The sequence below is a fragment of the Mastigocoleus testarum BC008 genome (genome assembly GCF_001456025.1).
In the GTDB taxonomy this organism is placed as follows: Bacteria; Cyanobacteriota; Cyanobacteriia; order Cyanobacteriales; family Nostocaceae; genus Mastigocoleus; species Mastigocoleus testarum.
The window spans coordinates 61948-78599 of sequence record NZ_LMTZ01000126.1 but is presented as its reverse complement, the minus strand read 5'-3'; the positions used below and the strand labels follow the sequence as shown (position 1 = coordinate 78599).

Below are 16652 nucleotides of genomic sequence, written 5' to 3'. Positions count from 1 at the left end.
GATTTAGGACAGGACTAAGATTTTTATTACTATAGTTTTAACCGTCAGTAAACATTCTGTTAGGAATTTTATTCTACAAAATATATGTTGTGGAATCTTATAGGAAAACCGCAAGGACAAACGATCGCATATTTTATGATTTCTTCTTTCCTAAACGGAGACAATCTTCTTGATGTAACCAAGTACTTTGTTGAGTAACCTTAACTGGCTTGGAAGTTAGAACTACATTACCATTACTATCCAATACCCAATCTTGAGCTTGTACTATTGGATTAGGTTGTTCATTTTTGTTCTGTTCAATTGGCTTCGATAACTGATTTTTTGTTTGCGTTGGTTTAGTTTTAGGTTTTGGTTTAGATATTTCTCTTTCTTTCGTAACGCTCCAATCTTCCCAAGTCGAATTGGGATCGAAAACATTATAAGGAGAAGGAGGTAAACCACCCTTTCCAGTAATAAAAAACTGACTTCTTTGACCTGAAGCAATACAAATATTTCGACTAATTAAACTTGCTGCATCAACCACATCTGTGGGTAACTCTTCTGTTCCCCGTGAGGGTTCAACAAGATTATTGATAGATATCTGACCGCTTAAGGAGGGGTTTTGTTGAGAAATAGCGGTAATGTCACTGCTAGGTAAGTTCTCAGGTTCTAAATCTGCAGGATTATTCGTGTTTAATAAACTTTGTAACTCTTCTCTGCTCCGTGGAGATAAACCGAAAATCCCTTGAGTCGCTATATTAATATTTCCACCTCTACCACTGAAAGCATTAGCAGTAATATCATTATTTCCTTGGGGAGATGCAACTATAAAGGGAGTATCAATATTTATATTACCACCGTCACCACCAAACTGTTGATTTCCTGCGGTACTTGATATTTGACTACTATTACGTAGTAATAATAAGTCTTTAAGTTTAAGTGTAATATTGCCACCTTTACTAGCGCGGGTTTTAGCAGTTATTTTTCCATTATCAAGAGTTAGAAAGTCTGTTTTCAATTCAACATCCCCACCAATACCTGACCCTTGATTATCTACGATAATGTTTGCATTATCTTTAACTATCACTCCTTTGCTTGTAACAATTGCAACCTTTCCTGCATTACCTTTACTCCCAATGCTGGTACTACTAGTAACTGCAGCACTATTAGTCAGAGAAAGGGACTGTGCAAAGATATTAATACTTCCCCCCTGTCCTACACTGGGAAATTTAGGATTACCAATTGCAGCAAAAACACCACTTGTACCGCCATGACTATTAAAACCATCTAAGATTACACTTTCTCTTGCTCTTATAGTAATATTTCCTGAATTACCAAATTTAAAAGTATTAGCAGTAATCTCAGCCCCATTTTTAATGGTTACGGAACCTGTGTCGATTTCAACATTTCCCCCTTGGCGGAAACTATCAGTTTCCAGGGTGGTAAAAATTCCAGTTAAGTGTTGAAAATCTAAATTGGGATTTGTCCTACCTCCATCGAAGACAATGCGATCGCGCACATTTATCTTCACATTACCGGCGTTTCCCTGTCCTTCAGTTTTTGTTTGTAGACGAGCACCATCGCTTAAAGTAAAAGAATTAGCCTTAATGTTGATGTCTCCAGAATTTCCAATTCCCTGTGGGTCTATGCCAGTAAATATACCACTAGCAAATCCATCGCTATAAAGTCCATCGAATAAAATATGACCACGCACATCAATCTTCACATTTCCGGCGTTTCCGACTCCACCTTCATTTCCTGTTTGTATTTCTGCGCCCTCTAACAAAGAGAATGAGTTAGCTTTAATTATTACTCCACCAGTATTACCTATACTATTTGGTAATACGCGATTAAAGATAGTGCTTCCTTCGCTAAGAGAAACTTTACCTTGAGCTTGCACCAAAATACGCCCCGTGTTACCTTGACCCTTTGTTGAGTTTCTAACAGCAGAAAAATCTTTGACATAAAAAGAATCAGTAGTAATTTTTATATCACCACCTTCACCTATTGCTCCAGTATTTACTAGGCTTTCAATCCTACTTGTTATTTTTCTTCCTTGAATACTAAACCCTTTGACTACAGTAGATTGCTGAGCATTTAAAGTAATATCTCCAGCCTGACTTTCATTACTCCCTAACCCTGAAGCAATTCCAGCAAACAGATAGCCTCCTGTTATTTCTATATTTCTGGCATGAACACTAATACTACCTTGATTATTCGCAACTACATTTACCCTACCCCGGTTTTGAATAACAACATCAGTTCTTGGGGTATTACCAGGAATATTTAAATTCGGAATTTTACTATTAACATTTAGTCTTGCGAACCCATTATCTGCAATTCCAGCTAATTGCACTTGACCACCCAGAGCATGCAATCCTCCTCCATCAATAATGATATCTCCACCCACCAGTAGCAAACTCTTACCATCAGGTACTCGTAAACCAAAAACAGGTCTTCCCAATAAATTCACTCCAGCAGGTGCAGTTGACTTACTCTCAATTCTTCCTGGATTACCTGCAAACTGTAACCCTGTGGGAACATTTATCTTTAATAAAGGTGGAGTTTGTGGATTGGTTGCACTAAATTTAAACTCATCATCAAAGACAAAACTATTTGCAGTACTCCCAACAAAAGAACCTCCTAGATCCAAACTGGAATTTTGACCAAATACGATTCCACCAGGATTAATAAAAAATAAGTTAGCTCTACCATCTACACCCAAGGTTCCCAAAATATTAGATACTTTTCCCCCTGTGACTCTGGTTAAAATATTCTCAATACCTGCAGGATTATTAAAATAAACTCTTTGGGATTCTCCAACATTAAATTCGGAAAAACTATGAAATAGGTTTATTCCCCTAGTTGCACCACCATCAATTCTTTCTGCAGGTGAACCTTTAATTTCAACATTGGGAGTAACTCTTGAAGCTTCAGTTCCTAAACTTGCATCTGGGGTAATTTGAGCATTTGCCGAACTTTGCCAAAATATACTTAAAAAACCCAGAAAAAACTGGAGTGAAACGATAGTTGATAAACGAATCACTTTGTGAAAGATAGAATAATTCACCACAACCAAAGGTTGTCTCAACATTTTTCAGAGTTAGCTAGCACATTTAGGGTAGATTAATATTTTTATTGCATAGTTTTAAGCATCAGTAAACATTATGTTAAGAATTTTATTCTAAAATATATATATTGTGGAATATAACAGCGAAATAATAAGGGAAACTCAATCAAATATTTTATGATAATGTCCTTAAAAACTGAAGATTTTCTTAATTTAATTAAGTGTCCCAAATATCGATGACCTGTATTTATTCTTAGATTTGATAATGCGTAATTGTAATTACCTTGTAAGGAATATATTTTATCTGTAAAGACTTAATAGGTAACTACATATTCAACAAACTTATTTGCTGTCGGTGTATCAATACACAAGAAGATCGCTAAGTAAATAAATACAAACTGAATCCAGGTTTTGAGAAAATTCATGACTTAATAACTCCACAATTGATTATGATTATTGCTCGGGATATTAATTACTTAGGGGTTGGTACAAATAACTTATGCACCTGTGAAAACATCTGTTAATTTTACCGAAAAATTTGGGTCTAAAGCCCCGCTTTTATAAGGCGACTTTCTGATATAATTCACGGCAGAGGTTAGGGTAATCAACCTCTTAAAACACCCAGTGCCGAGAGGTAGCGAACCTTGAAAACCTTCATATATAGGGTTTTGTGCAGAAAAAAGCTTGCACAGGTAAAATCTTTAAGCATCAAGTACAGAGAAACCAAATTTTGTTAGTCTTCTCAAGGTAGGGCAGGGCATGTCCGAACCAACTCGCTCTATGGGTTAAACGCTTAAGGAGAGAAGCATCTCTGAGCTAGATACCGTAAGGAATTTAGTTTAAGTGAACTCGTTGAACTAAGAATCTCCGTCCTTATAGGACGGCAGAGTGTCAAAAATAGTGTAACTGACAATAGTAAGTTTTTGTACTTACTCTTTATCCTAACGATAATATCGATACTTACCCTGAGTAACCACTGATTGCTAACTGAGTTTTTCATAAGAATTATCTGAGAAAAATTAAATGGTAAATTAAAATAATCTTAATAAAATTGAAAATATATTATAAATAATCTTATCTTCATTTTATCCACTGTCTGACGACCCAAACTTTTGATTTAAAAACAGCTAAATGATTATTTTTTGTAAACTTTTTCAATCTTTGTTAAATCATATTTTGCTATCAAAAATAACGTCTTTTCTATAAAAGAGCATTACTTTTCCATTTCTATATTTTGGCTCCACTTACAAATATCTAACAGAAATAAGTTTGAAATTGTCCCAACTGTGACAAAATTCTAAATATCTAACTAATTTTTCTATTTTTTTTTACAATAATAAAAAGTTGGATTTTGCTCGAATTCTTCACAATGCTTACCTTCAAGAAAATCAACCTCTGCAGCTTTTAATACTGCTGTCATATCTCTTCACTCGAAGTCAATAATATGTTCCTCCAAACCTAATCCAATAAGCTGTTATTCACGGATAACTTGCAATTCCATAGATGAGTCCCAGCTCCATCATTTGTTATAGCGTGGACTCACTCCTCAATGTTTTGTAGCTCACGATCCATTAATCTCGAAGATTTAGTTGTGTTAGATTCTGGTTGTGTTGGTTGTTGTGGTTGAATAAAATTTACCAGGGTCATAAGCATAGGCAAAGCAAACGCCAAAACAAGAGCGATCGCAGCCCATTGAAAGATAGCAGGTCGTTTGCGCCCTTTGGTAGGATAACCACAACTAAGGCAAATTTCCTCTTCATCACTGTTTAAAGTCCCACAAACATTACAAGGTTCTAATGCCATTTTTTACTTCCTCATTTTGAGCGTTCAAAAGTACCTTTAATTACATGATGCTTTAGCATACACTTATCTTGACAGAAGAGTAAGGGATGTGGGGAACTTAGGCTTTGAACTAAGTTTATATTTATAGAGCGAGGCTAGAATATACAGCTAAACAATTTCCATTGTCAACCAATTGTCAATCAATTTTGCAGAGCATGGGAAATAGTTGCGTACACAATGAAAAGGGAAACTTTAGCGAAAATCATATCACCACTCATGGTAAAGTTTCTGGACGTAAAACATAATTTCTTCCCTAGGTAATCTAATCTTTGGCTCTTGTTGGGGATATAAACTTTCTACTGTTGTGTAGTCTTGTTCTACAACCTTAGCGGTTGCTTTTAGAAGCGATCGCTCAATTAAAAATCTTAAGCCAGGTATCTTCATCATAGGGTTGCACCAATTCCCGTACAAAATAACGAACGTCCGTGTCTTATTTTCAGTTTCTGGATAAAGAATGAAAAATTGTAGTATCTCACCCAGAGAAATTTTAGCTTTGAACAGGGTAATACAAGGAAAACTGTACTCCAGTTCATTTACTATTTGTTTGGGAAGATTTAATAAAGACGGGTTCTGGAGAATTTCATTCAATGTGTTGTTTTCTCGCAGGAAAGTTTGGATAACTTTTGCATAATAACCATCCGAATCAAAACTTTGAACTGGATTGTCTCGAATTCTGAAGATGTCATGGTGAACGCCATTTTGATGATTGAAGTCATAGTTGATTCTAATAGAATTGAAAAAACTAGCTTGAATACTCTTACTACCTGTAATATCTACAAAATTAAAACCTTTTGTCCTTTCAGAAATTAGATTGGGGATGGGTAAACGCGGTTCAAAAATCCCATAAGTCCAAATCAGATCGTCTTGGACAATCAAATCCAAAGCATTTGCAATAGCTTCTCCCTTTGGTTCTCCATCCTTGACAAGTTTTCCTTCCCCATTGAATTCCAGCGCGTGAAAAGGACAAGTAATAGAACTGTGAGTTTGACAAATCCAGCCATTAGAAAGAGGAGCTTGCATATGAGGACATACATTTTCTAGGGCAAAAATTTTTCCTTGGCTATTTTGCCAAATAACATAGTCACAATTATTGAGCGTAATTTTGTAAGGTTTATTTATCCCCAGCATAGAACGATGAGCAACTAGCCAAGGAGCTCCGGGAAGAATCGCATTCATTATTTTAAATAGTTTTATTGCTAATTAACTACCAATCTATGATGTAAATCTTGTCACTTGCATTGACTTGAGTTAAGAATTTCTTTTGCACCTGAGAGAATCTTTAAAAATATTATTTTTACTTCAAATCTTTACACGACTAACTACTTTAACTTCTCTGCTGATAAACTCTGCGCTTTAAACGACTGAGAGATTCTGGTTCAATACCTAAATATGAGGCGAGATAGTACTGGGGAATACGTTGTAATAGTTGAGGTTCATTTTCCAACAGCTGAAGATAGCGTTCTTCAGGAGTATCGAGTAAAAGAGAAAGTAACTTATCTCTCAGCATAAATGCAAGGTCTTCAGCTACCGCTCTTAGCAATTTTTGACCTTCAGGAGCTTCCTCGAAACAAGTCATTGCTTGACGATCAAATATTAAAACCTCAGAATTCTCAATTGCCTGACAGGAGAAGCAGGCAGGTTTATGCTTTTGAAAGCTCTCGTAATCCCCCAAGGTTTGATGTTCTGTATGAAAGAAAAGAGTGTATTCTTTACCGTTTTTTAGGACAAAAGTTCTGAGACATCCTTGGAGAGTAAAAGCGACAAAACTACAAATATCGCCCTCGCGAAATAAGAATTCTCCCTTACGCACCTTTACAGATTTTACGAGACTTCCAACAAGTTTAGTGTCGATTTTGAATTCAGGTAACAATCTCTCGACAAATGCATAAAATGGTTCATGCATCCACATCTAAATATGTTTGCTAAAAAATTTAATTTTGTGTTCTAATTTTCTCACGTTTCTGTTTATCTGCCCAATAACTTGATTTAAGACAAGATGTCTTTTTTCTGGCGACCTGTTCATTAGCTGTTGCTAGTTTTAAACCTGTAAATTTCGCTGTTCCCTCATTTAAAAGTAAATAAATCCTCTTAATTAGGGAAAACTACTATCGTACTCCTGTAATTTGGCAATTTGGTATTAGGTAACCAAAGGGTTAATACATCATTAGTTTGGAAAAGCAAATGCGAAATAAATCCCTACTCAGTTTTTTTAGTTTTTCTTTATCCTTATTGGTATTTAATTCCCAAGCTCATGCTTTACCGGGGGAAGCGGTAGAAAAAGTTAGTACCTGGATTAAAGCACATCCTACTCTGCAACCAAGGAGTGGAGAACGATTATTTGTAAAAAAAAGTGACACAGCAGCCCAAAGATTTAGTTTCCTTTCTTCTGTATTAGCTCCCGGTAAAGTTGGAGTACCTACCAATCGAAGTAGAATTCGTAGCGAACGAATTACTATGTATGACGCCATCAATGGTATGTCATTCCAACGTCTAAAAGAATCTTTGCGAGTGATTTACGGCTTGGATATCTATCAAGACTACAATCGCTCTGATAAAGTTTATGAATATCCCAACCAGAGCGTAATTAACTCAGCTCGCTTTGCCAAAACTCCAATTCGGGAAGCTTTAAAAGGAGAACTCAGGATTGGCGATCGCTTTGCTTATTGGGTAGAAGTTGCTCAACCCAAAAATGGCAAAGCTTACTTTGGAAAAATCACAGTTCTTCTAAGAAGCGATTTAGAAAAACTCAAAACTGAATTACAAAGTCGTTAATATTCGCAGTCGTTAATATTCGATGTGTTTCCAGACACCAGAAAATATACTTTCGCAACCACTGCCGATTCTTAATAAATCTTCCTTAAGCAGTGGAGGCCAATTTATACCTGCTTTGTGCCCCGCAGCAAATAGCTTTTGAGAATTAACTGTTAATTTATACAAGCTATAAGCGAGCTCTCTATCTAAAGTTGTGGAATCTTTCAAACCTTCATGTAATACCTTTAGCGCCAGTAAAATAGATGTCACCTGTCCGGGAATAGGGGGTTTACCTTGCTGCATCCTTGCAATTAAGGCATCAGGATTTTCTTCAGGATTGCTCGTCTGAGCAATCAGTAATTTGCGAGCTATTTCGTAATTCATTTTACTAGACTATCGCAGTTTATTCCGATTGTCGCCCCATAAGGTGTTTGAGTAGAGGTAATGGGAAAAACCAATTATCAATGACTCATTCATTACCCATTACCAATTCCTAATCCTTTTCGCTCGACGTAGGAGATTAGAATCAATGCTGATACCTAGTCCTGAATTTTGAGGAACTGCTACTAGACCATTTTTAGCTTCCAGCTTGGGTGTTAGCCAGTTATATTGTTCTTGTGAATTGGCTGTATATTCCAGATAATCGGTGTTTAAGCAAGATGCCAGGTGAAGAGTGTAAATTATATCGGCTCCAGGACGTGGATTATGAATCGCAACAGGAATTCCCACTTTCTTAGCTTCTTGTGCGACTCTTAGAGTGCGTATTATGCCGCCATTGTAAATAATGTCTGGTTGGATAATATCCGCAACCCGATTTTTCAAAATCCATTGAAAACGAGCAAAACTAGTCTCTTATTCCCCTGTAGCAATGGGAATAGAAAGAGCATCAGCAACGCATTTTGTTTGCTCGAAATCGTCAAAGGGACAAGGTTCTTCAAAAAAAGAAATATTGTAGGATTCAAGCATTTTACCTACTTCGATTCCTGCGGTTGCATCGTAAGATCCATTAGCATCTACATAAATATCTATATCCGACGCAAAAGTCTTGCGTGCTAAAGATACAAGACCCTCTGTTCGTCCAGGAGCAGCATCAGCATTCCGACTCATTCTTCCACCAATTTTGAACTTAACAGCTTTAGCCCGTGTTTCTTCGAGAGATTTTTCTAATCAAGCAACTTCTTCTTCTGGTGTGGTATCACGACGAGTGCTGGAGATATAAACAGGAATAGATTTGGCCATCGCTCCTCCCAAAAGTTTTCCTAAAAGTCGATTTGATACTTTTCCGAGAAGATCGAGTAAACTCAGTTCTAGCCAGGCAACACAACACCACAAAGCTAAACCAGACAACTTATAATTAGAAGAGAATAAGTAAACCCCATCTATAAGGGATGGTAAATCTCTCGCATCCTTACCGATAAAATAAGGAATTACTAACTTTTGCAAAATTGGGTAAAGATATGCAAAACGTTCATTAGCAATAGCAATTCCCCTAGCTCCATCGGTAGAAGTAGTACGTATCAAATAAATTTGCCGACCCTTAGACAAAAAACGTAGTAAGGGAAATTTTCTATGAGTAAGCTTAGTTTGTAAAAGTTCAATCGAAGCTATTTTTACAGGTGATGAGAAAACTTTGTATAACTCTAGCAAGGGTGTGTTTGGAGCAGAAGCCGATTGCGAAGTCATTATTTCATTAAACTTTTGTAAATATAGGAAGCCCTTAAATCTCAGGAATATGCGGACTCAGAAGTTAAATTTATTCGTCATTTATCTTTGTTTTCTAAAGTTAATTCTAGCAATATTTATATGAACTTAATTATTTTTTATTCAGGAATCAAAAATAAGACATATCATACTTGTGATATCCATAAAATATATAGCGATATAGTTAATAACGAGTGATTCAAAAACAAGAAGGAAATCCCATAGATTTATCTGAGGATTCGGATAATTGTTTATAATTTACCCGCAATAAGTATCCGCAATAATTTGTAAGACGCTTCATATAATTCTTGACTTTCCGCCTTATACTCTTAGTATCTGTTATTACGCCCTCTGGGCTAAAATTATTTTATAGTCAGTTCTATGTTGCCTTGGTATTAATGTGCTAGACCTGTGAAAGTTTACTTTTTTAATCTAGTAATTGTAATTAAAAATATACCAAAGTTTAAAAATATACCAATATAATATATCAATGATTTGAATCTGTTCCCTTTTAAGAGTTCCCTGTTAAGAGTTTTCTCTTGAGATTAAGAGAGTTCCCTGTCTTGCTTGAACGCGCTACCCGCACAGGTGCGTACAGCAAACAGCATTCCCAGCTTACAGGGTGCCTGCGCCGGATGGCAACCTGTGTTGTTGTGGGGTAGTCGCGCTGTTTCCTTTCATAAATGCTCGGCTTGCCGCGTTCTAAGTGTAGCAATCTTAAAAGAAATTAGTATCAGCAGTAAAATCAATTGAAAATATACACTTTTACGGAACAGAAGACTTCTAATGAATGGTAAAGATAAGGCAAAACAGGTCAAATCCAATTGGTGGAGATGGCCACTTGAAATTCTATTTCCCGATAAGAAGTTTGATGGACAATTGCAAAATCCTGGTACTGAAGAGATTTTTGATTTTGATGATGTCATAGCCGATGCAAACCCGATCGCAACAATTGCCCAAGAAATTGTTTACTACCCAGAAAACGATCAAGGAGAACTATTCGCAATATTTATTCCTGGACTAGGTCAAATAGAAGAAGAGTCTTCGAGAAGAAGTCGCAGATATGCAGCAACTCTCAAAACTGGGGTTGCTAACTTGAATAATTCTTCTTTTATTAGAAAAAATCCCATTTCCAGGTTCATTGATTCACTTCTTGACTGGATTGACGCTGCAATTCATCGTATTGGTTTATCAGGTAGCCCGGCAATTAACAATACTACAAGCCTGATTTTGAGTGCTATAGAAAACGAGACACCTGTAAATTTCTCCGGCGATAGCCATGGGACTATTTTATTAGCTCGAGCGATTCATCGTGCTAAAAGAAAATTTATTGGTCAGTATGGAAAATTTTGGAATCTTAAACAGCGACAAATTGGGTCTGCGGAGTGGGAGAAGGTTACGAACGAGGTAATAAATGTCTTCGCCTTCGGGAATGGTTATAAAAATTGGGCAAAAGGACCAAAATATATCATGGTTTCGATTGAAGGGGATGTAGTACCAGACACCTTAGGTATTACACCACAAAAAGCAGCTAAGTATAAACGAGATGATATAAAATTCCTAATTTTTTCTCGCATATTTCCCCAAGGTAGTTTTGAAGCACATAATATGATGTTCACTACAGAGCTTCTTCGTCACACATTTCTCAAAAATAATATGGAAATTGGTGATTTCAATACTTTATATGAGAAGCTAAGCAACAAAGTATTAAAACTGGCAACACCAGATGAAGTTCCATGGCCTAATGATATGAAAGATTATGTCTGGAACGAAGAAAGCCTTAATTCAATTAGTGTAGTAAGTGATTAACAAGACAGACATGGCTTGGTTAATTTATTCCTCAGTTAATTCATAATCGCAAAAAGAGTAACTCACACAAAAAACAATTTTTGCCAAAACTTCAGGCAACAGTGCAACTGTAGGAAACAAATGTAGGATCCGGTGCTGTACCTGCTGTTCAATATCAAGCAGAAACAGCACCTACAGCAAACCTTGATTGTGATAGCGTGATAGTTCCCTAATTGTTATTGTTGAACACTAGAATTTGCCGTCCTAAAATCGCTTTTGTCATACTGTACCAGAAGCGTATCGTAAAGCTGCCAATCCACTTGACATCACACAGAAACAGCAGTAAGATTAAGTTCCAGTCTGAAGAAAAGTAAGTTTTTCCCCGGAAATATTGCTATCATTGGCTCTTGGCTCCTTAGCTGCATTGCTAGGATAACCTTTGCCATCAAATCTTAATATTATTTTCTTTGAAAACAGTATATTGCTTGCATATTGTACTGTTATGTCTCTCCAACCCTTTGTCTTAGTGTCATTTATCGTGATTGGTATTTTCACTAAGTTTGTTACAGAGATTAGTTTAAATTTTTTGTTGCCAACTCCTTGGTGTATGAGCATCGTGCAACCGCCCGAGCCACAAAAGCGTACCCCACTCAGCAGGGTTAAAGCATCTTTAACGTTGTCTCCATTTAGATCTATATACTCTGTTGTAAAAGGAGAATCTTCCGCCGAAGCTTTGTGACTTTCTAAGTATTGCTTGATGGATTCCTTGATGTAGGCAGGTTTGTCAAATTTTTTTGCTTTTTTGCCATAAGCTGTGGACTTAGCCGATTGTAAGCGAGATGTAATAAAGTTTGAAGACTTCGAAGACAAAGCGTTTGGCTCGATACAACCAGTTAAACCGATAGATGCAAGAAGCCCTAGGGATATAATACTGTGTTTCATGGTATTGTCACTCTTCGGAGTTTCAAAAAATTGACATAAAAAAATTAGTCGATAGAGATATAAAATCGCCTCCTAAATTTATTTATTTTTTGAGTTTCTCTCTAAAATACCAGAGTACTAGTTAGTCTAAAATTATACGTGTTTTTGCCAAGAAAGTTAACTTTGGGTATAAGAAATTTAACTTTTGATTGAAAAAATTTAAGATATAGTTCCCATTATTCATTGCATGCTTGCGTGCAATTTTTTATTCATGTCACAACGAGGGAAGAAGAAAGAGGGAAGAAGTTTTAATCTTGCCGTTAGAGGCACCTGCAGTGAACGCGCAGCGCGTCCAAAGTTGCTTGCACTCCTCCCTTTATCCGCATCCTTACGGATGAACACGTAGTGCGTTCAAAACCTCCTCCGTCCCTCATGGACGGGGCAAGGATGCAGTTTTGTTGGCACGCGCTTACAGCGAACGCGTAGCGCGTTTAAAAGAAGAAAGGAAGATTTTTTTTGGCTACGCCAGCATTACCTTTATGGGAAACGCGCTTCTTGACATCTTCCTTTTTCCTTCCGACGTTAGGGCAGCGTTACGTTAGTAAAAGTCGGTCAACAAACAATAATGGTTCGCTTCGCTGTAGATAGGTAATTTAATTTATTAACGAAATACCCCAACTGAGGTGTTAGCTTAGTTGGGGTTTTGATTTTTTCCGCACACAAGTGTGCGGATAGAGCAGTGCCGTCTAACTTTAATGCCAATACGGGCAGTTATAAGCTTTGCTTATGACTAGTCCATTTTCACAACACTTTTATCGCTGACGGTCGCTTCAGCGATGGGTACCCACTCGGTGTGGAAAACTCCTTCTTTATCTGTACGCAAGTAGGTATGTGCGCCAAAGTAATCGCGTTGAGCCTGGGTGAGGTTCTGAGGTAGGCGCTCGCGTCGATAGCTATCGAAGTAATCTAAGGAAGCACTAAATGCAGGAACAGGAATTCCTAGTTTAGCTGCGGTAGAAACAACTTCGCGCCAAGAATTTTGTCTGTCAAGAATTGTTTGCTTAAATTCAGGAGCTAACAATAGGTTTGCGAGTGAAGAATTCTCGTCAAAAGCTTTCTTGATCTTATTCAAGAATCCAGCCCGAATAATACAACCTCCTTTCCAGATCCGTGCCATTTCGCCCAGATTCAAGTTGTAATTGTATTCTTCAGAAGCTTTAGCAAGTAAAGCCATTCCTTGAGCGTAGGAACAAATCTTCGAGCAGTAAAGGGCATCCCTTACCATCTTGATGAATTCTTTAGTCTGCCCTTGATACTTACCATTAGGACCAGAAAGTTCTTTAGATGCTGCAACTCGCTCTTGTTTGTAGGATGACATAATCCGAGCATTTACTGCTGCACCAATGGTAGGAATGGCAACACCTAATTCTAAAGCGTTTACTGCGGTCCAACGACCAGTTCCTTTTTGTCCAGCAGCATCAAGAATTAGATCTACTAATGGTAAACCAGTACCTTCATCGATGTAGGGGAAGATGTCGGCTGTAATTTCAATTAAAAACGAATTTAATTCGTCTGTAGTGTTCCATTCAGCAAAAACTTCGTGTAATTGCTTGTGATCCAAACCGCCAAGATTTTTGAGTAGGTCATATGCTTCTGCAATTAATTGCATATCACCATACTCGATACCATTGTGAACCATCTTGACATAATGTCCTGCACCACCAGGACCACAGTAAGCAACACAAGGGCCATCGTCCACCTGAGCGGCGATTTTGGTCAAAATGGGTGAAAGGTACTCATAGGAGCTTTCCGTGCCTCCAGGCATCAATGAGGGACCGTTCAGGGCTCCTTCTTCACCACCACTGACACCCATGCCAATAAATCTAAAACCTTGGGGCTCGAGCTCGCGGGTGCGTCTTTCAGTATCTTCATACAAAGAGTTGCCACCATCGATGATAATGTCACCCTCATCTAACAATGGTTTTAACTGTTCAATAACCGCATCTACTGGTCTACCAGCTTTTACCATTACCAAAATTTTGCGGGGACGTTCCAAGGATCCGACAAATTCTTTTAAATCAAACGCGGCTTTTACGTTTCTTCCTCCAGCACGAGAAGCCATGAAAGCATCTGTTTTCTCACGAGAGCGATTGTAAACAGCGATGGGAAAACCATTACGCTCTACGTTTAGAGCGATATTTTCTCCCATAACAGCTAATCCAATCACACCAAAGCTTTGTTGTGTCATAAATTTTTTGGCTAACTCTTGCATATCCTTTCATTTTTTAGGGTAGTCCGAGAAATTCAGTTCGCTCATAAAGAAGACATTAAGACTTGACAGAAATTACCAAAAAATAGGATTTACACAAATAAAAATTTTTAATTTGTTTCTTCTCTTATAATCCGCTTGCAAAATATGTCAAATTGAAATATCTAACATAGGGATGGGGAATGGCGAATAAGGGAACAAAATTATAGATGGCGAATAGTCAATAATTTGTCAATAATTTAACAACTTCGCGATCTATTAATTGACACCTTTCAGTCCAATGCCCCAGTCGTAAGACATATTAAGGAGTAACCAGAAAATGCTGGCACATTTCCTGGCATTGGCGGTCGCTATTGGTAGCATCGCCCTGTATCTAGTGGCTTTCTTTATTCCAGAAATCCACCGCAAGAAAGATTTTATCTGGAGTGGTGTAGGACTTTTTTACGCGCTAATGCTCTGGGTGTTTTCGGGTCGTATTACTGGCGGTTTATTTTTGGGTCACTTGGCTAGTGTGGCTCTTCTCGGTTGGTTTGGTTGGCAAACTTTGGAATTACGCCGCCAGTTGACACCAGAAGGACAAAAAACTCCCGTTCCCTCTATGGGAGCGCTACAAACTAACATTCAAGAACAATTTGAAAAACTCTCGATATCAGAAAAGTTAACTCAGTTAGTAAGTACAATTACTAGTACATTCTCTGCCAAAAAAGCTGAAATAGAGCAAAAGCAAAATGTTACTGCAAGTGGGACTGAATCAACAACTTTAGATAAAGCAGCTATTGATGCAATAGCTGATGCTGAAAATGCTGAAAATTCAACTGAAGCCCCTAAAGTGGCAGAAGTTGCTGAAGTTAAAGTTGAACCTCCCTCAGAACAGATCGCTAATCCAACTGAAGAAAAAGTAGAAGTTACTAGTTCTGAGCCTGATGTAGGCTTTACAACATATGAGGAAACAGAAAAAACTACTACTGAAAAAGTAGAACCGGAAACAACCGAGATAACAAACGAGCTAAAACCTCCTAATAATATTGGGTTTACAATCGTAACTCCTGATACAGAGGAAGTTGAAACACCAGAACCTCCAGCAACTACAAACACTTTAGAGGAGTCTGTAGAAACTACCATTTATGAACCGCAAGTAGAAAAAGAAGTCGAAAATGCAAAGTTAGAAAATACAGAGGCAAAAAAAGAGTCCGAGGTTATTGATACAACTGAGTTTACTATTACAACTCCTGGTGGTAAGGAGGTGAAGAATTCAGAAGGTAAAGTGACTAAAGATACGCCAAGTTGGTTGGAACAAATAGACGACGATATGGAAGAAGCTACTTTTATTCAGATCGATCCTGAAGATAGATCGCCTGAAAAAAGGCGACCTGATTATCCGAGCTTCTAACAACTTTCTTCTTAAATCTTTGCTGCAAATATCAATCATTTCTAAGGAATTTATTTTTCCTGGTTGATAGATTAAAAAACTGGATTAATATGCAAATTACCCGGTTTCTTCGAGAAATCGGGTTTATTTGTTGCAATCTTTTAAGTCTGAATGTTCTGGATTGGAATTTTCGGAAAAATATAACAATATAACTGTATTAAACAGTAAAGATGTATTTGTGGACTTAGTAGAGGTTTAGTATCCCTCCAACAAGCTCAAAATTGAGTTCAACTAATCTTTAGTACTCAAATATAAACTGGCTCCAAGCAAAATCAAGAAGGAATTTAAGTATGAAATATAACTTAAAGTTTTTATTACTATCAGTCAGTGTTTTTATTGCTTCGATTGCAGCTTCAGTCGATACGGTTTTAGCTCAATCAGTCACTCAAATTGATAGATCCTCTCAGTGGAACATTCAACACCAAAGTAACTACAACCTAATTGCTAAGAGAGATAGAAAAAAAGAGATTAATGCATTCTTTAGAAGTGGTTATGATTATTGGGACGCACGCGTTCTTGCAGATTATTGGGGACAGTCCATAGACCAATCTAAAGCACGCATCGGTAGAAAAATTATGGCAGGAGGAAGAGCTGTTGCGATTCTCGAACAATTTTTGGTCGATGCAAGAGTTCAAGCTCTGGGGTCAACAAGATCTTCTTTGAACCGCAATCCTTATAGATTTTACTCAGAATCTAAATATAATTACCAAGATGCATCAGACCTTGCTAAATTTTGGGGCGATCGCACGCCACTTGATGCTAAACTTCGCATCGAGCGTAATCTAATTATGGGTAATGACGAAATTATTGAAGAAGCGTTACGATTTGCTCGTCAATAAATAGTAAATAAATTGATTGTGTGGGCATTGTGGTTTGGCTGTATTTTAATTTGTAATTTCATC

The 16652-nt window shown here is 37.3% G+C and carries 12 protein-coding genes and 1 pseudogene; 4 read left to right on the top strand and 9 right to left on the bottom strand.

Annotated features, from left to right (window positions below):
* Window positions 1-133: 133 nt before the first annotated feature.
* The 4 genes from BC008_RS32900 to BC008_RS32885 all read right to left on the bottom strand — a co-directional run bounded on the left by BC008_RS32900 (window position 134) and on the right by BC008_RS32885 (window position 6794).
* A complete protein-coding gene (locus tag BC008_RS32900) occupies window positions 134-3073 on the bottom strand; it encodes a beta strand repeat-containing protein (protein ID WP_058184249.1) in 2940 nt (979 codons plus the stop codon).
* 1515 nt (window positions 3074-4588) lie between these two features.
* Window positions 4589-4852 carry a hypothetical protein gene (locus tag BC008_RS32895; RefSeq protein ID WP_027843256.1) on the bottom strand — a complete coding sequence of 88 codons (264 nt, stop codon included), beginning with the start codon at window positions 4850-4852 and terminating at the stop codon, window positions 4589-4591.
* A 246-nt stretch (window positions 4853-5098) separates the two neighbouring features.
* Complete coding sequence (locus BC008_RS32890) at window positions 5099-6067, bottom strand: Rieske 2Fe-2S domain-containing protein (protein ID WP_027843257.1); 969 nt, start codon at window positions 6065-6067, stop codon at window positions 5099-5101.
* Between the two features lie 148 nt (window positions 6068-6215).
* Complete coding sequence (locus BC008_RS32885; RefSeq protein ID WP_027843258.1) at window positions 6216-6794, bottom strand: Crp/Fnr family transcriptional regulator; 579 nt, start codon at window positions 6792-6794, stop codon at window positions 6216-6218.
* A gap of 278 nt (window positions 6795-7072) precedes the next feature.
* Between BC008_RS32885 and BC008_RS32880 the strand changes: the two genes are divergently transcribed.
* Window positions 7073-7663 carry a hypothetical protein gene (locus tag BC008_RS32880; protein WP_027843259.1) on the top strand — a complete coding sequence of 197 codons (591 nt, stop codon included), beginning with the start codon at window positions 7073-7075 and terminating at the stop codon, window positions 7661-7663.
* 12 nt (window positions 7664-7675) lie between these two features.
* Here the strand turns inward: BC008_RS32880 and BC008_RS32875 are convergent, their stop codons facing one another.
* The 3 genes and pseudogenes from BC008_RS32875 to BC008_RS32860 form a co-directional block, all read right to left on the bottom strand.
* On the bottom strand, window positions 7676-8026 hold the full coding sequence (locus BC008_RS32875) for a hypothetical protein (protein ID WP_027843260.1): 351 nt from the start codon (window positions 8024-8026) through the stop codon (window positions 7676-7678).
* 99 nt (window positions 8027-8125) lie between these two features.
* Window positions 8126-8791: pseudogene (locus BC008_RS51750) on the bottom strand (mandelate racemase/muconate lactonizing enzyme family protein); the annotation flags it as partial.
* Window positions 8792-8809: 18 nt separating this feature from the next.
* Entirely contained in the window at window positions 8810-9325 is a 516-nt protein-coding gene (locus BC008_RS32860; protein WP_058184243.1) for an enolase-like domain-containing protein, read from the bottom strand.
* Window positions 9326-10129: 804 nt separating this feature from the next.
* Here BC008_RS32860 and BC008_RS32855 point away from each other — a divergent pair.
* Complete coding sequence (locus tag BC008_RS32855) at window positions 10130-11152, top strand: hypothetical protein (RefSeq protein WP_027843261.1); 1023 nt, start codon at window positions 10130-10132, stop codon at window positions 11150-11152.
* 327 nt (window positions 11153-11479) lie between these two features.
* Here the strand turns inward: BC008_RS32855 and BC008_RS32850 are convergent, their stop codons facing one another.
* Entirely contained in the window at window positions 11480-12073 is a 594-nt protein-coding gene (locus tag BC008_RS32850) for a hypothetical protein (protein WP_058184241.1), read from the bottom strand.
* A 769-nt stretch (window positions 12074-12842) separates the two neighbouring features.
* Window positions 12843-14300 (bottom strand): NADP-dependent phosphogluconate dehydrogenase, encoded by a 1458-nt coding sequence (gene gndA, locus BC008_RS32845; protein ID WP_027843262.1) that lies wholly within the window; start codon window positions 14298-14300, stop codon window positions 12843-12845.
* A 340-nt stretch (window positions 14301-14640) separates the two neighbouring features.
* Here gndA and BC008_RS52825 point away from each other — a divergent pair, with 340 nt between their 5' ends.
* On the top strand, window positions 14641-15711 hold the full coding sequence (locus BC008_RS52825; protein ID WP_058184239.1) for a Ycf66 family protein: 1071 nt from the start codon (window positions 14641-14643) through the stop codon (window positions 15709-15711).
* Window positions 15712-16040: 329 nt separating this feature from the next.
* Window positions 16041-16589, top strand: coding sequence for a hypothetical protein (locus BC008_RS32835; protein WP_027843263.1), 549 nt, complete (start codon window positions 16041-16043; stop codon window positions 16587-16589).
* Window positions 16590-16652 lie beyond the last annotated feature (63 nt).

Coding starts and splice junctions, on each gene's coding strand:
- BC008_RS32850 (WP_058184241.1), bottom strand. CDS start 12,073: ATGAAACACAGTATTATATCCCTAGGGCTTCTTGCATCTATCGGTTTA.
- BC008_RS52825 (WP_058184239.1), top strand. CDS start 14,641: ATGCTGGCACATTTCCTGGCATTGGCGGTCGCTATTGGTAGCATCGCC.
- BC008_RS32875 (WP_027843260.1), bottom strand. CDS start 8,026: ATGAATTACGAAATAGCTCGCAAATTACTGATTGCTCAGACGAGCAAT.
- BC008_RS32835 (WP_027843263.1), top strand. CDS start 16,041: ATGAAATATAACTTAAAGTTTTTATTACTATCAGTCAGTGTTTTTATT.
- BC008_RS32895 (WP_027843256.1), bottom strand. CDS start 4,852: ATGGCATTAGAACCTTGTAATGTTTGTGGGACTTTAAACAGTGATGAA.
- BC008_RS32855 (WP_027843261.1), top strand. CDS start 10,130: ATGAATGGTAAAGATAAGGCAAAACAGGTCAAATCCAATTGGTGGAGA.
- BC008_RS32880 (WP_027843259.1), top strand. CDS start 7,073: ATGCGAAATAAATCCCTACTCAGTTTTTTTAGTTTTTCTTTATCCTTA.
- gndA (WP_027843262.1), bottom strand. CDS start 14,300: ATGACACAACAAAGCTTTGGTGTGATTGGATTAGCTGTTATGGGAGAA.
- BC008_RS32860 (WP_058184243.1), bottom strand. CDS start 9,325: ATGACTTCGCAATCGGCTTCTGCTCCAAACACACCCTTGCTAGAGTTA.
- BC008_RS32885 (WP_027843258.1), bottom strand. CDS start 6,794: ATGCATGAACCATTTTATGCATTTGTCGAGAGATTGTTACCTGAATTC.
- BC008_RS32900 (WP_058184249.1), bottom strand. CDS start 3,073: ATGTTGAGACAACCTTTGGTTGTGGTGAATTATTCTATCTTTCACAAA.
- BC008_RS32890 (WP_027843257.1), bottom strand. CDS start 6,067: ATGAATGCGATTCTTCCCGGAGCTCCTTGGCTAGTTGCTCATCGTTCT.